The following is a 13,648-nucleotide window of genomic DNA, read 5'->3' as shown; positions in this document are numbered from 1 at the left end:
TTATTTCAAATATTCCATTGGCTTTAGCCAAAACTTATTAATAATGTGATTGTAAATAATAGTTTTACGTTTCGCAGATCACACAGATTTTAAGACATAATCATCTGCTAAATCCGCACGATCTGCGAGATATTATTTAAGATTCTAAGATGACTTATTTTTTAGCTTTATTTCCCATATAAAATGTAAGCTTCCCGCCATTCATAATCTCGGAATGTTTTAAGGTGAAGTTTTTAATTTCTTTACCATTTAAAAGAACTTTCTGTACATATACATTTTCAGGACTTTGATTAAGGGCTTCAATTTCAAATGTTTTTCCATTTTCTAAATGTAATATCGCATTATTAACCGCCGGACTTCCTATTGAATAGTTTTCTGAACCTGGAGCTACAGGATAAAAACCTAATGAACTTAATATATACCACGCACTCATTTGCCCTGTATCATCATTTCCACCTAATCCGTCAGGAGTTGCTTTGTACTGCATTTCAAGGATATGACGGATCTGTGATTGGGTTTTCCAGGGTTGTCCCGCCCAGTTATAAAGATAAGCAACATGGTGTGCCGGTTCATTTCCATGAACATATCCGCCAATGATTCCTTCCCGGGTAATATCTTCCGTATCTGCAAAGAATTCATCAGGGAGATGCATGGTAAACAATTCATCCAGTTTTGAAGCAAATTTCTTTTTTCCACCCATCATTGTTATCAATTCTTCTGGGTTTTGTGGCACAAAGAAGCTGTAATTCCAGGAGTTTCCTTCAATGAACCCCTGCCCGTGGGTACTTAATACATCAAAGTCCTTTTTAAAGCTTCCATCTGCCAGACGTGGACGCATAAAGCTGATGGTTTTATCAAAATTATTCTTCCAGTTCTCCGAACGCTTAATAAATTGATTATAGATTTCAGTTTCCCCTAAATGTTTAGCTAATTGAGCAATCGCCCAGTCGTCATAAGCATATTCCAAGGTGTTGGAAACCGAAGTCCCATTTTTCTCAGCCGGAATGTACCCTAGGTCAATATATTGTCCAATACCTTCATAATCTCTTTTGTTGGCGGTTTCTACACATGCCTTCAGGGCTTCTTTAGCATCACCATCATAATTTCCTTTGATAATAGCATCGGCAATTACACTTACGCTGTGATATCCACTCATGCACCAGTTATCATTGGCATAATGTGACCAGATGGGCAGCATTTTCATAGAAAACTGATTGTAATGAGCCATCATGGACCTTACCATATCATTATTCCTTTTAGCCTGGATGATATTAAAGAAAGGATGAAGAGCCCGATACGTATCCCATAATGAGAATGTGGTATAGTTGGTGAAATTTCCTGCTTTGTGAACATTCTGGTCCAGTCCTTTGTATTCTCCATTTACATCCATATAAACAGTTGGATTGATGAATGTGTGATACATTGCAGTATAGAAATTGGTCTTTTGGGATTCGGAACCCTCAATAACAATTTTATTTAATTCTTTGTCCCAATCTCTTTGAGCATTTGCCTTAACCTGATCAAACGTTAAATTTCCGGTTTCTTTTTCAAGATTTTCGAGAGCATTAGCCTGGCTTACAGGGGAAATTGCAAGTTTGATCTCTATAGACTCGTTCTCATTCGTATCAAAATCGAAATACATTTTTAAATTCTTTCCAGCGATCTCCGGAAAGTTTTTTGTTTGATCAAACTTTCTCCAAAATCCTCTATACACCTGCTTCTCATCATAGTTTTTCTGACCATAAGACTTAAATGGTTTTGAAAACTTCATTGCAAAATAAACAGTTCTGGTTCTTGCCCAGCCGTTAGTTTGTCTGTATCCTGTAATGGTATTGCCATCTTCTACCCGGGCATAGGTCCAGACATTTTTCCCGTCATAATTATAAATACCGGCCATTAAGTCCAAAATGATATGGGATTGGTCTGATTTAGGAAAAGTATAGCGGTGGACTCCCACTCTTGGAGTAGCTGTCAATTCTGCAAGAATATTATAATCGGTAAGTTTAACCTGGTAATATCCTGCGGCAGCCTTCTCGTTTTGATGTGAAAATCTACTTCTATACCCATTTTCAGGATGGGCAGCTGTTCCTGGGTTCAGCTGAAGCTTTCCTACAGTAGGCATGATCAGAAAATCTCCAAGGTCTGAATGTCCCGTTCCGCTGAAATGAGTAGAGCTAAAGCCTGTGATGGTTTTGTCTTCGTAACGATAGCCTGCACAATATTTATACACTTCACCGTTGTATTTTCCGTTAAGCTCATAAGAAATACTGTCTGTTTCCGGGCTTAATTGTATGGCTCCAAAGGGAACGGTAGCTCCGGGATATGTATGTCCCATTTTTTCTGTTCCGATAAGTGGATTGACATATTGGTATAATCTTTCAAATTTTTGGGCTTTAAAATGGATGCCTAAAAACAATAGAAACAGAAAAACAGTGGGTTTGTGATTTTTCATTAATAACAAATTTTCAAAGGTTAAAATTAATTAAAATCATCATTTGCTGGTTTGCTTTATAAAATTCGTTCAATATTTATTTTTTTTCAGAAAAGCGGAAACCTATTCCGTGCAGATTCTCAATTAAAATATCCTGTTCTTCAGCCAGTACTTTTCGCAATCGGGAAATAAATACATCAAGACTTCTTCCCATGAAATAATCATCATCTCCCCAGATGGCTTTCAGGATATCCTGCCTTTTCAAAACTGTATTTTTGTGATCGAGGAAATAATGAAGAAGTTCAGACTCTCTTTGAGTAAGAGTGACAGTATCGATAGTATTTTGTAAAGTATAATTTTTAGGATCAAAATAATACTTTCCAACTTTGTATTTAGAGGGACTGGTATTTGTTTTCTTTGTACGCTTCAGGAAAACTTCAATTTTCAGCATCAGTTCCTCAATACTGAATGGTTTTACCAGATAATCATCAGCTCCTATTTTTAACCCTTTAATTCTGTCTTCTTTCAATGCTTTGGCGGAAATAAAAATAATCGGAATATCAGAGTTTTTACTGCGAATCTGTTGTGCTACCTCAAATCCGTTCATGCCAGGCATCATAATATCCAGCAGACAAATATCATAATCCGTACTGTTAAATGCTTCCAATGCAGATTCACCATCCGAATAGCAGTTGATATCATAATAACTTTCCAGGCTGTCTTCAACCAGGAATGCTATTGTTTTGTCATCTTCCGCATATAAAATTTTAGATTTTTCCATACTTACACATGATTAAATTGAAAACGGAAAATAGAGGGTAGTGGTAATTCCTTTGTCTTCATTATTCTCTACTGAAATTTTCCATTGATGTTGCTGTACGACTTTCTTTACATAAAATAGTCCCAGCCCAAAACCATTCACTTCTTCACTTCTTTTGGTAGGCACCCTATAAAATTTTTCAAAAATATGAGGAATATTTTTAGCAGGGATACCCAATCCGTTGTCTTTAAATTTTAAATATAAACCTTTTGAGTCCTTATAGGCTGAAATTGTAATAACTGGTTTGGTTTCACAGTACTTGATAGAGTTATCTAAAATATTATAAATGATATTGGTAAAGTGAAACTCATCAGCCATTATTGAAGCACTGCTTTCAATATCTATTTCGATGCTGACGTCTGTATTTTTGTACTGTATGGTGTCTGCAATTTCCTGAATAAAGGGAAGTAGTAGAATTTTTTGAGGCTTTAATGACAAGCCTGAAGCATCATTCTTTGCAATATTCAGTATTTTTTCAATATGATTATTAAGCTTATGGCTTTGGTTAATGATAATGGATGTATAGGTCTGCAGTTTAGAGTTTTCCAGTACCAGATCCTGCTTATTGAGCGCTTCGGAAGCTAAAAGTATGGAAGATAAAGGTGTTTTAAACTCATGTGTCATATTATTGATGAAATCTCTTTGCAGTTCTGAGAATTTCTTTTGTTGAATAATGGTATAGATAGAATAAACATACACTAAAAGAATAATAATAAGGGCAAAAGTGAGCAGATACCAGAATCTTAATGAGCTGATCAGATAAGTTGTTTTATCAGGAAATCGGATTGAGAAGTAATAGATCAGATTTTTGTGCTTGGGAAAATTAATGACCTTGTTACTTGGGCTTTCCTGATGGGAAGTCATAAACTTTCCGTACACCATTTTGTCACTATGGCAGTTGTATAGAGCATATACATAATCTGTATTGATCTGAAAGCGGGTGAATTCTGTTTTCAGATAATATTCAAGAACTATGGGATGGAATTCATTATTAATATTGACTACATAATAGTCATTAGCGATATTCTGTACCGGGTTTTCAATATAAGAAGTTTTGCCTCCGGATAATTTCTCTGCAACTTCCATTAAGGCAATATTTACCTTTTGGTTAAACTTTTTATCCTCAAGATTATAAGCCTGGCGGGTCCACATCAGCTGAGCTATTAAAATTCCGATAATAGCGACGAACCCCAGCGTTATGATGATATTAAGTTTTTTTATTTTCATTTCCCGAAACAATATTATCCAAAAATATCTATTTATCTTTTATCATTAACAACTTGTTAACAAATGTTTGACAACAGTTAACAAGTTATAATGATAGTCTGTTTTACATTTGTTACATCGAAAAAGATAACCTTTTCTAAATATTAAAATTTATACTCATGAAAAAACTAAAAATTACTGCTCTTTTGGCTGTTTTAGCATTCTCCCCTTTTTATGCTAACGTGCTTACTGCTGATGCTCCATCAATTGTAAAAATGGTTGCAGATGCTATTAAATGGAAATCAGAATCTATAGATGTAGGAAATATTCCTCAGGGAAAGCCAAAATTGATCAGGTTTGAATTTACCAATACAAGTTCAAAACCAATCATTATACAAAATGTAGCACCTTCATGTGGATGTACTACAGCTGATTATACAAAAACTCCTATCCAGCCAGGAAAAAAAGGTTTTGTAGAAGCTAGTTATAATGCGGCAGCAGTAGGTCCATTTATGAAAACTGTAAATGTTACTACAAGTGACAGCAAAACTCCTAAAACACTTTCATTCAAAGGAGTAGTTGCTTCTTAATAGATCGTTTTAAAAAAATAAAAATAGCCTGGTAATCATTATCAGGCTATTTTCTTTTAGAGTATTTGATTTATTTTTTTAAATAGTATAAGGAATAATTATTTGTAGCATTATTTATCAATCTATTTTAAAGGATTGCATTTCAATATTTATTATTTTTAAGAAAAAATATTTTATGAGTCTATATACACAACCAATGTTGCGCGAAGGTGCACTGAAAGATAAAGTAGCAATAGTGACAGGAGGCGGAAGCGGCCTTGGAAAAGCAATGACTAAATATTTTCTTGAACTGGGAGCTAATGTGGTGATCACCTCCAGAAATCTGGAGAAACTACAGACTACAGCAAAAGAACTGGAAGATGAGACAGGAGGGAAAGTTCTTTGTGTAGCTTGTGATGTGAGAAACTGGGATGAGGTGGAAGCCATGAAAGAAGCAACGCTGAAAGAATTTGGTAAAATTGATATTCTATTAAATAATGCTGCTGGAAATTTTATTTCTCCAACAGAAAAACTTACTCATTCTGCTTTTGATTCTATTTTAGATATTGTTTTAAAAGGAACAAAAAATTGTACACTTTCTGTAGGAAAACATTGGATAGATTCTAAAACTCCGGGAACTGTATTGAATATTGTAACAACTTATGCATGGACGGGTTCTGCTTATGTGGTACCTTCTGCCTGCGCAAAAGCAGGTGTTTTGGCAATGACAAGATCTCTGGCTGTAGAATGGGCAAAATACGGAATCCGTTTCAATGCGATTGCTCCAGGACCTTTCCCTACAAAAGGAGCTTGGGATAGACTTCTTCCGGGAGATCTGCAGGAAAAATTCGATATGAAGAAAAAAGTTCCATTGAGAAGGGTAGGAGAACACCAGGAACTGGCTAACCTTGCAGCATACCTTGTTTCGGATTATTCTGCTTATATGAACGGAGAAGTAGTAACTATTGATGGTGGTGAATGGCTTCAGGGAGCAGGAGAGTTCAATATGCTTGAAGCAATTCCAGGTGAAATGTGGGATGCTTTAGAAGCGATGATTAAGGCAAAAAAATCAAACTAAATTAATTTATTTAAAAAAATAGCCCGGATTTGTAACAATTCCGGGCATTTTTTTTACCTATGCATTACATTAGTATAATTTTTTCAAATGAATTTAAAATTTCCAACCCTCGTTTCGGCTATTACAGTTTTCTTTTTCTCGGGATCTGTATCAGCACAGGAAACTCCAAAGTATGATTATGTAGAAGCATTTAAACCATTCTTCTATCCTCAGACAGGTACGGAAACCCGCTCTGCAAGCGGACAACCGGGACATGCCTATTGGCAGAACTCAGCAGATTATCATTTGAATGTCAGCTTGAATGAAAGTAAAAAAGAGATTACAGGAACTGCTGAGATTAAATACACGAACAATAGCCCTGATCAACTTAGCTTTCTTTGGCTGCAGCTTGATCAGAACTTATTTGCGAAAGATTCCCGCGGGAATGCCGTAGTTCCATTGTCAGGAAGCAGAAATGGAGCGCATGGAGAAACTTTTGATGGCGGATATACCATTAAATCTGTAAAAATTGATGGTAAAGCAGTAAAATATACCATTACAGATACAAGAATGCAGATTGATCTGCCTGGTGAACTTAAAGCCAGAGGCGGAGTTGCAAAAATTTCTATCGAATATTCCTTTGTCTCACCGGAATACGGATCAGACAGAATGGGAGTACAGGATACTAAAAATGGGAAAATCTTTACCATGGCACAATGGTATCCGAGAATGTGCGTGTATGATGATGTAATGGGTTGGAATACGCTTCCTTACGTAGGTGCTTCCGAATTTTATCTGGAATATGGAGATATTACGGCTAATATTACAGTACCAGCCAATCATTACGTTGTTGCATCAGGGGAGCTTCTGAATGAGAATGAAGTATACAGTAAAGAAGAAACAAATAGATGGAATCAGGCTAGAAACAGTGATAAAACAGTCATGATACGCCCAGAATCTGAAATCGGAAAAAATAAATCTTCAGGAACAAAAACTTGGAAATTCAAGATTACCCAAGCCCGCGATTTTGCTTGGGCATCATCTTCAGGATTTATTTTGGATGCGGCAAGAATCAATCTTCCGAATGGTAAAAAATCATTGGCTATTTCTGCTTATCCTGTAGAAAGTGCGGGGGAGAAAGCATGGGGAAGATCTACCGAATATACGAAAGCTGCTATAGAACATTATTCCAATAAATGGTATGGTTATACGTATCCTGCAGCAACCAATGTGGCAGGGAATGAAGGTGGAATGGAATATCCGGGAATTGTTTTCTGTCATATGGATTCGAAAGGAGAAGAGCTTTGGGGAGTTACAGATCATGAGTTTGGGCATAATTGGTTTCCTATGATCGTAGGATCTAATGAAAGGGTATTTGCCTGGATGGATGAAGGATTTAATACATTTATCAACGGAATTTCAACAGAAGCTTTCAATAAAGGAGAATATTACAGAAAAAAGAACCTGGGACAATCGGGAATCTACTTTATGAATGATAATCTGGAGCCTATTATGGTGGGACCGGATAATATGAAAGAAAGAAGTATTGCTGCTTTGGCGTATTATAAGCCAGGAGCCGGATTATCTATTTTAAGAGAATCAATTTTAGGGCCTGAAAAATTTGATAAAGCTTTCAGAACTTATATTGACCGATGGGCATTCAAGCATCCTACTCCGTGGGATTTCTTTCATACAATGGAGAATGTTTCAGGAGAAGAACTAACCTGGTTTTGGAGAGGATGGTTTTTCAATAAATGGAAAATCGATCAAGGGGTAAAAAGCGCGAAATATATTGATGGAGACTTTAAAAAAGGAGTTCAGGTAACTATTGAAAATATTGGACAATTGCCTGTACCTACTACAATTCAGCTGAGGTTTAAAGATGGAACAGCAAATACAGTGAAAATTCCTATCGAAGTTTGGAAACGAAATACAGAATGGACCTTCAAAGTAGATTCTAATAAAGAAATTAAAGAAGTTAAGTTAGATCCAGATTCCCAAATTCCTGATGCTGATTTGAATAATAACAGCTTTGCATTGTAATATTCATCAATTAAAAAAATAATTTAACATTATTATCATATAAATTGGACTTCTCTATCACAGAGAAGTCTTATTTTTGTCTCAACTTGATAAAATAGAGTATGAATTTTAGATTTTCAATGGCATTCCTGATGTTATTTGCATTGGGATTTTCTCAGGATCTTACGGTGATGAGTTTTAATATCAGACTGAATGTTGCTTCAGACAAAGAAAATGCATGGCCTGAGAGAAAACAGGATGTTGCAGACCTGTTAACGTATTACCATCCTGACTATTTCGGTGTTCAGGAAGCTCTTCCGGAGCAGATGAAGGATATTAAAAATGGATTGAAGAATTATGACTATATCGGAGTTGGGAGAGATGACGGTAAGGAAAAAGGAGAGTTTTCTGCTCTTTTTTATGATACCCAAAGGCTGGAAGTAGTAAAGTCAGGGACGTTCTGGTTATCCGAAACGCCTGAGAAACCTTCAAAAGGCTGGGATGCAGCTTTGAACAGAATCTGTTCCTATGCTGTTTTCAAAGATAAAAAATCGAAAAAAGAATTCCTTGCGATGAATCTTCACTTCGACCATATTGGAAATGTTGCCCGTGTAAAGTCCTCAGAACTGATTTTGAAGAAAATCAAAGAACTGAATCCAAAGAATCTCCCGGTAACCGTAAGCGGAGATTTTAATCTTACAGATGATACGGAACCTGTTAAAATCCTTTCTCAAAATATGAAGGATACTTTTTATCATTCAGAAACGAAGCATTACGGACCAATAGGAACTTTTACGGCTTTTAATGTGAATGAAGTGCCTAAAGAAAGAATAGACTATATTTTTACCAATGGCTTTACAATAAGATCTCACCGTCATATCAATGACAGAAGAGAGAATTTACTTTACCCATCAGATCATTTTCCGGTTATCGTAAAACTTTCCTTCTGAGAATTAGTGGGCTGGAAAATCAATCTCAAATCCAATTCCTCTGAGGGATTGGATTTTTACTTTCGGGTCATTACTGAAATATTTACGAAGTCTGCTGATAAATACATCAAGACTTCTTCCTGTAAAATAATCGTTGGTTTCCCACAGGTTATCAAGAATATTATTTCTTGTGATCGTAGTATGGTTATGCTTCAAAAGATAGAGAAGCAGTTCCTGTTCACGAACCGTCATTCGTACATTGCCGTTAGGATGAGATAAGAGAAGTTTTTGGGTATCCAGCAAGTAGTCTCCAATTTTCACTTGAGATCCTATAGTCGGTGGTGATGTTCTTTTCAGAATATTCTTTATTCTTAATACCAGTTCTTCAGGATCACAGGGTTTAGCAATATAATCATCAGCACCTATTTTTAATCCGGTTAGGCGGTCAATTTTCTGATTCTTTGCAGTTAAAAATAAAAGGGGAAAGTTATTTTTCTCCTTTAAGATCATTTTTGCAAGGGAGAAACCGTCAATATTGGGCATCATCACATCCAGAATTCCCATCTGAAAAGGAAAATCAGTGGTAATAATCGGTATGATATCCTGGGGGTTTTGGAACCAGCTGATCTCAAAATCTTCCAGTTCAAGATATTGTTTAAGAATCATTCCGAAATCAGAGTCATCTTCTGCCAGCAGGATTTTAGTTTTCATAAGGGATGGTTATTTTAAAAGTACTTCCAACACCCGGTTGGCTGGATACGTCAACTTTACCGTGATAAGAGGTAATGATTTCTTTTACAAAATACAGCCCCAGCCCCAGTCCTTTGCTGTTATGAATATTATTGGCCTGTATCCTGTAGAATTTTTCAAAAATATTTTTCAGTTCTTTACGCTCCATACCCTGGCCGTTATCAGAAACCTCAATTTTCAGATGCTGAGCAGCACTGTTGGTATTGATGGTCACAGCTGTTGCTCCATACTTTATACTATTTTCACACAGATTCTTTACAGTTGTTTCCATGAGATTTTTATCAAAGGGAAGCTGGCTGGTGACTTTATTATCTAATTTAAAATCTATTTGTGGATAAGTAAAAGACAGGTCCTGAATGAAAAATGACCAATCTTCGGGCTCAATAGCAATCATATCTTCCGGTGCTTCATCTTTATGGAGCTGAATCATCAAACTTTCAAGCCTTGAAATTTGTCGGTCAATCAAGGGAAGAGTCTCAGGATTCCAACCTTTTTTTAATGTTTTAGATGCTATTTTTAAGGTTGCAATTGGAGTCTTAAACTCATGCGAAATGTTATCCACAACAGTGTGGAGAACTTCTACCTGTTTTTGCTGTTTGATGAGGTTTTTGATCGTGAAAATATATAATAGAAGAACACCTGAAAGAAGGGCGACACAGCAGATAATTAATAGCGCAAGTTCTTTGAAAACAACATTTTTTATATTTCTGATTTCAAAATCAGTTTGGGTTTTAACCAGAAAGGTATTGCTTCTTTTAACGTTTCCTTTGTCTGAATCATTTCTTTTGGTTGTGGAAGTTTCCCAGCTTCCGTTGCTGGCTATGTGAGGTTTCTTAATCTTATCTTTTGTTTCAAAAATAACAATAGGCTCAGTGATCACTTTAGCACTGTCCGGAAGGTGAACAATAGACAGATAACGGATTCTTGCAGAAATGTCATAACCATCTTTCTCGGCTCGGCTCTCAATATAGCGGATAAGTCTCTCCTTGGCTATTTTTCTGTTTTCTAAGAAATACCTTAAAAAATCTTTTTTACTGATCTCTTTATTATGATATTTGATTATAATTTCCTGAAGGGCATCATCCTTTGACTCTTTGATCTCATGAATATCTTCCAGATTATCAGAGTAGTTGGAAAGCCCGTCATTTACAGATCTGTAGATGTCTCTTTCTTTGACCTGATAGGTTTTATACATAAAGTAAACCTGTATTCCGAGTAAAAGTAGGAATAAGGCAGCAAAAACCGGAATGAGAATTTTACTCTTAGATATCATTAAAACAAAGATAAAGCTTTAGCATTCTATTGAAATGGTATTTTTATTATTAACCTTTCATTAACCTTATGTTTTAAGCAGAAAGCGAAAAGACGTTAACCCATCATTAACCTTTCATTAACCGAAATTCTCCTTACCAATTTGGAATTTTGTCCTGTAAAAACAAGCTTAGTCTGTTTTATATTCTTAAAAATATATCATGAACAAAACTCTTCTTTTTCTGTGTCTTCCCATAATGATGCTGGCTCAAAAACAAAAAATTGCAGGAACGGTGATGAATACCGAAAATGAAAAACTCCCAGCAGTGCACGTAGTTCTTTATAATTCCAAAAATGAATTAATCAAAGAGCTGAAAACAGATAGTAATGGTGGTTTTATTCTGGAAGGAATCAGTGAACAAAATGTAAAGTTGATGGTGAAAAATGATGGGTATTCTTTATTTGAAAAGAATCTGGACCTGGAAACCCCTGAACCTTTACACATTATTTTAAAAAGAGAGTCTAAAGAGATAGAGGGTGTTGTGATGACCCAGCGAAAACCATCAGTGAAAAGAAAAGTGGACCGCCTGGAGTTTAATGTAGAAAACAGCAATATATCATCACTTAATGCATGGGAGATTTTAAAGAATACCCCAAATGTTACTGTCAATAATAGTGTGCTGACTGTAAAAGGAAGCACAGGAATTCTGGTCACGATCAATGATAAAAAAATAATGCTGACTGGTGATGAACTGAAAAACCTTTTGGAAAACACACAAGGGGATGAAGTGAAATCTATAGAAGTGATTACTAATCCGCCTGCGAAATATGAAGCCTCAGGAAGTGCAGTACTGAACATTGTGATGAAAAAAAACAACATTGAGGGCTATCGTGGAATTTTGTCTTCAAAATATGTTCAGACCCAATATGCAAAAGCAGTTTTTGGACTGTCGCAATATTATAAGAAGGATAAGTTATCCATCATGGCAAGTTACTATAAAGGAATGGGAACTTATTTGCGCGAAGGATCTGACTATGTCTATTATCCCGAAAGCCAAACCCGGTGGATCAGCACGATGAATAGGAAGGATAAAAACACTAACCAGAATACCCTGAATCTTAATGTAGAATATGAGTTGGACAGTTTGACCAGCTTAAGCCTCAACTATTCAGGGTATTTTTCTCCAAAATCCTATGGAATCTATGATGTGCCTACATTGATCTACAACAATCAGGATGTGATAGAATCTCGTTACAGAACATTGAATGATCATGAATCAAGTTCCAATAATAATTCAATTAGTTTTCAGATAGACCGAAAGCTGAATAAAAAAAGCAGTCTTTCCTGGATCAATTATTTTACGGGAAATAATACTGATAAATACCAAAATGTCACCACTCATCTGAACTTTGCAGGGCAGGCCCCAAGAGAAGACCATTTTCTGACCCAGAATAAAGCTGATGTTCAGCTATATTCTACACAATTGGATTATCAATGGAAGGGAGAAAAGCTGGAGTGGGAATCCGGTACAAAATATAGTTTTGTAAAAACGAACAGTAAACTTGATTTCTCTGATAATGAAAATGGATTGATGGAATTCAGACCTGAAAAAAGCAGTGATTTTGATTATAAAGAATATAATTTTGCATTATACTCTTCACTATCTTATAACATTGGGAAATGGAACTTTAAAGGAGGACTTCGTGCAGAAATGACAGACCTTGAGGGGATTGTTTCAGAGCCCTATAACCGAAATAAAAATAATTATTGGAATTTTTTTCCAACCTTTTATGCTCAGTATACCACAGAGAATAAACATGAATTTGGGTTTTCTTATGGAAAAAGAATCAGCAGGCCCTCTTATTCATGGTTGAATCCTGCAAAATCTTATTACAACCTGTTTTCCTATTTTCAGGGAGATCCTCAATTGAAAGCCACCATTATTCATAATCTAAATCTTACCTATTCCTGGAAGAATTGGAATCTGGATTTTTATTACCGCAAAGAGCTGTATCCATCTATGGAAATTTCATATCAGGTTCCGGAAACGAACAATGTTGTATATCATTTTACAAATATTGAAAAAGGTCAGGCATTTGGGCTGAGTTTATATAAAAATTTTCAAATAAAGCCTTGGTGGAGCGCTGTTTTATCTGAAAACCTGGAACACAACGAAAACTATTTCAAGGGAGTCGATGGAATAGTACATCAGAATAAAGTCTGGAATTGGGTCTCTAATATTTCTACCAGCTTTACTCTGGATAAAAACAGGGATTGGAAAATGGAAATAGGACATCGGTATTTCTCTCCGGGAATACAGGGACCTTTCAGAATTTCCAGCAGTTGGTCCGCATACTTTGTGATGAACAGAAAATTTTTCAATAAAAAGTTGGAAGCGTCATTGGTTGTAAGTGATATTTTTAAAACTACACGAGAGAAAGTTTCTACCAGGTATGCTAATCAGGATAATTATTTCCTGGATTATTCAGATACTCAGGGGTTCACCTTGTCACTGAAATATAACTTTGGAAATCAATCTGTGAAGAATGCTAAAACCATCAAAAAAACCTCTGAACAGGATAGACTTTAATAGATTTTTAAGTAGTTAATGT

Annotated in this window: 10 protein-coding genes; 5 read left to right on the top strand and 5 right to left on the bottom strand. The window is 35.8% G+C overall.

The window, feature by feature from the left end:
* Positions 1 to 154: 154 nt before the first annotated feature.
* The 3 genes from H5J24_RS20195 to H5J24_RS20185 form a co-directional block, all read right to left on the bottom strand.
* Positions 155 to 2,452, bottom strand: a complete 2,298-nt coding sequence (locus H5J24_RS20195) for a GH92 family glycosyl hydrolase (protein ID WP_082810948.1) — start codon at positions 2,450 to 2,452, stop codon at positions 155 to 157.
* A 76-nt stretch (positions 2,453 to 2,528) separates the two neighbouring features.
* Positions 2,529 to 3,212 carry a response regulator transcription factor gene (locus tag H5J24_RS20190; RefSeq protein ID WP_068938828.1) on the bottom strand — a complete coding sequence of 228 codons (684 nt, stop codon included), beginning with the start codon at positions 3,210 to 3,212 and terminating at the stop codon, positions 2,529 to 2,531.
* A gap of 12 nt (positions 3,213 to 3,224) precedes the next feature.
* A complete protein-coding gene (locus tag H5J24_RS20185; protein WP_068938829.1) occupies positions 3,225 to 4,478 on the bottom strand; it encodes a sensor histidine kinase in 1,254 nt (417 codons plus the stop codon).
* A gap of 158 nt (positions 4,479 to 4,636) precedes the next feature.
* On the opposite strand from H5J24_RS20185, the gene H5J24_RS20180 reads away from it, so the two are divergent.
* The 4 genes from H5J24_RS20180 to H5J24_RS20165 all read left to right on the top strand — a co-directional run bounded on the left by H5J24_RS20180 (position 4,637) and on the right by H5J24_RS20165 (position 9,055).
* Positions 4,637 to 5,047: a DUF1573 domain-containing protein gene (locus tag H5J24_RS20180; RefSeq protein ID WP_062672251.1), complete on the top strand. Its 411-nt coding sequence runs from the start codon at positions 4,637 to 4,639 to the stop codon at positions 5,045 to 5,047.
* A gap of 175 nt (positions 5,048 to 5,222) precedes the next feature.
* A complete protein-coding gene (locus tag H5J24_RS20175; protein WP_068938831.1) occupies positions 5,223 to 6,104 on the top strand; it encodes an SDR family oxidoreductase in 882 nt (293 codons plus the stop codon).
* Between the two features lie 87 nt (positions 6,105 to 6,191).
* A complete protein-coding gene (locus tag H5J24_RS20170; protein WP_068938833.1) occupies positions 6,192 to 8,126 on the top strand; it encodes a M1 family metallopeptidase in 1,935 nt (644 codons plus the stop codon).
* A gap of 101 nt (positions 8,127 to 8,227) precedes the next feature.
* On the top strand, positions 8,228 to 9,055 hold the full coding sequence (locus tag H5J24_RS20165; RefSeq protein WP_068938834.1) for an endonuclease/exonuclease/phosphatase family protein: 828 nt from the start codon (positions 8,228 to 8,230) through the stop codon (positions 9,053 to 9,055).
* Between the two features lie 3 nt (positions 9,056 to 9,058).
* On the opposite strand, the gene H5J24_RS20160 is transcribed toward H5J24_RS20165, so the two are convergent.
* Together H5J24_RS20160 and H5J24_RS20155 are read right to left on the bottom strand one after the other, a co-directional pair.
* Positions 9,059 to 9,745 (bottom strand): response regulator transcription factor, encoded by a 687-nt coding sequence (locus H5J24_RS20160; protein WP_068938837.1) that lies wholly within the window; start codon positions 9,743 to 9,745, stop codon positions 9,059 to 9,061.
* Entirely contained in the window at positions 9,735 to 10,979 is a 1,245-nt protein-coding gene (locus H5J24_RS20155; RefSeq protein ID WP_167386940.1) for a sensor histidine kinase, read from the bottom strand. The genes H5J24_RS20160 and H5J24_RS20155 overlap by 11 nt, the downstream gene beginning before the upstream one ends.
* 277 nt (positions 10,980 to 11,256) lie before the next feature.
* Between H5J24_RS20155 and H5J24_RS20150 the strand changes: the two genes are divergently transcribed.
* Positions 11,257 to 13,626, top strand: coding sequence for an outer membrane beta-barrel family protein (locus H5J24_RS20150; RefSeq protein ID WP_068938839.1), 2,370 nt, complete (start codon positions 11,257 to 11,259; stop codon positions 13,624 to 13,626).
* The last annotated feature ends 22 nt before the right edge of the window (positions 13,627 to 13,648 follow it).

The organism is Chryseobacterium capnotolerans (genome assembly GCF_021278965.1).
Lineage (GTDB): Bacteria > Bacteroidota > Bacteroidia > Flavobacteriales > Weeksellaceae > Chryseobacterium > Chryseobacterium capnotolerans.
Note: the sequence above shows the minus strand (reverse complement) of the source record. Positions and strands in the feature narration are given on the sequence as shown.

Excerpts from the sequence above, each read along its gene's own strand:
- H5J24_RS20195 (WP_082810948.1), bottom strand. The coding sequence starts at position 2,452 with ATGAAAAATCACAAACCCACTGTTTTTCTGTTTCTATTGTTTTTAGGC.
- H5J24_RS20190 (WP_068938828.1), bottom strand. The coding sequence starts at position 3,212 with ATGGAAAAATCTAAAATTTTATATGCGGAAGATGACAAAACAATAGCA.
- H5J24_RS20185 (WP_068938829.1), bottom strand. The coding sequence starts at position 4,478 with ATGAAAATAAAAAAACTTAATATCATCATAACGCTGGGGTTCGTCGCT.
- H5J24_RS20180 (WP_062672251.1), top strand. The coding sequence starts at position 4,637 with ATGAAAAAACTAAAAATTACTGCTCTTTTGGCTGTTTTAGCATTCTCC.
- H5J24_RS20175 (WP_068938831.1), top strand. The coding sequence starts at position 5,223 with ATGAGTCTATATACACAACCAATGTTGCGCGAAGGTGCACTGAAAGAT.
- H5J24_RS20170 (WP_068938833.1), top strand. The coding sequence starts at position 6,192 with ATGAATTTAAAATTTCCAACCCTCGTTTCGGCTATTACAGTTTTCTTT.
- H5J24_RS20165 (WP_068938834.1), top strand. The coding sequence starts at position 8,228 with ATGAATTTTAGATTTTCAATGGCATTCCTGATGTTATTTGCATTGGGA.
- H5J24_RS20160 (WP_068938837.1), bottom strand. The coding sequence starts at position 9,745 with ATGAAAACTAAAATCCTGCTGGCAGAAGATGACTCTGATTTCGGAATG.
- H5J24_RS20155 (WP_167386940.1), bottom strand. The coding sequence starts at position 10,979 with ATGTATAAAACCTATCAGGTCAAAGAAAGAGACATCTACAGATCTGTA.
- H5J24_RS20150 (WP_068938839.1), top strand. The coding sequence starts at position 11,257 with ATGAACAAAACTCTTCTTTTTCTGTGTCTTCCCATAATGATGCTGGCT.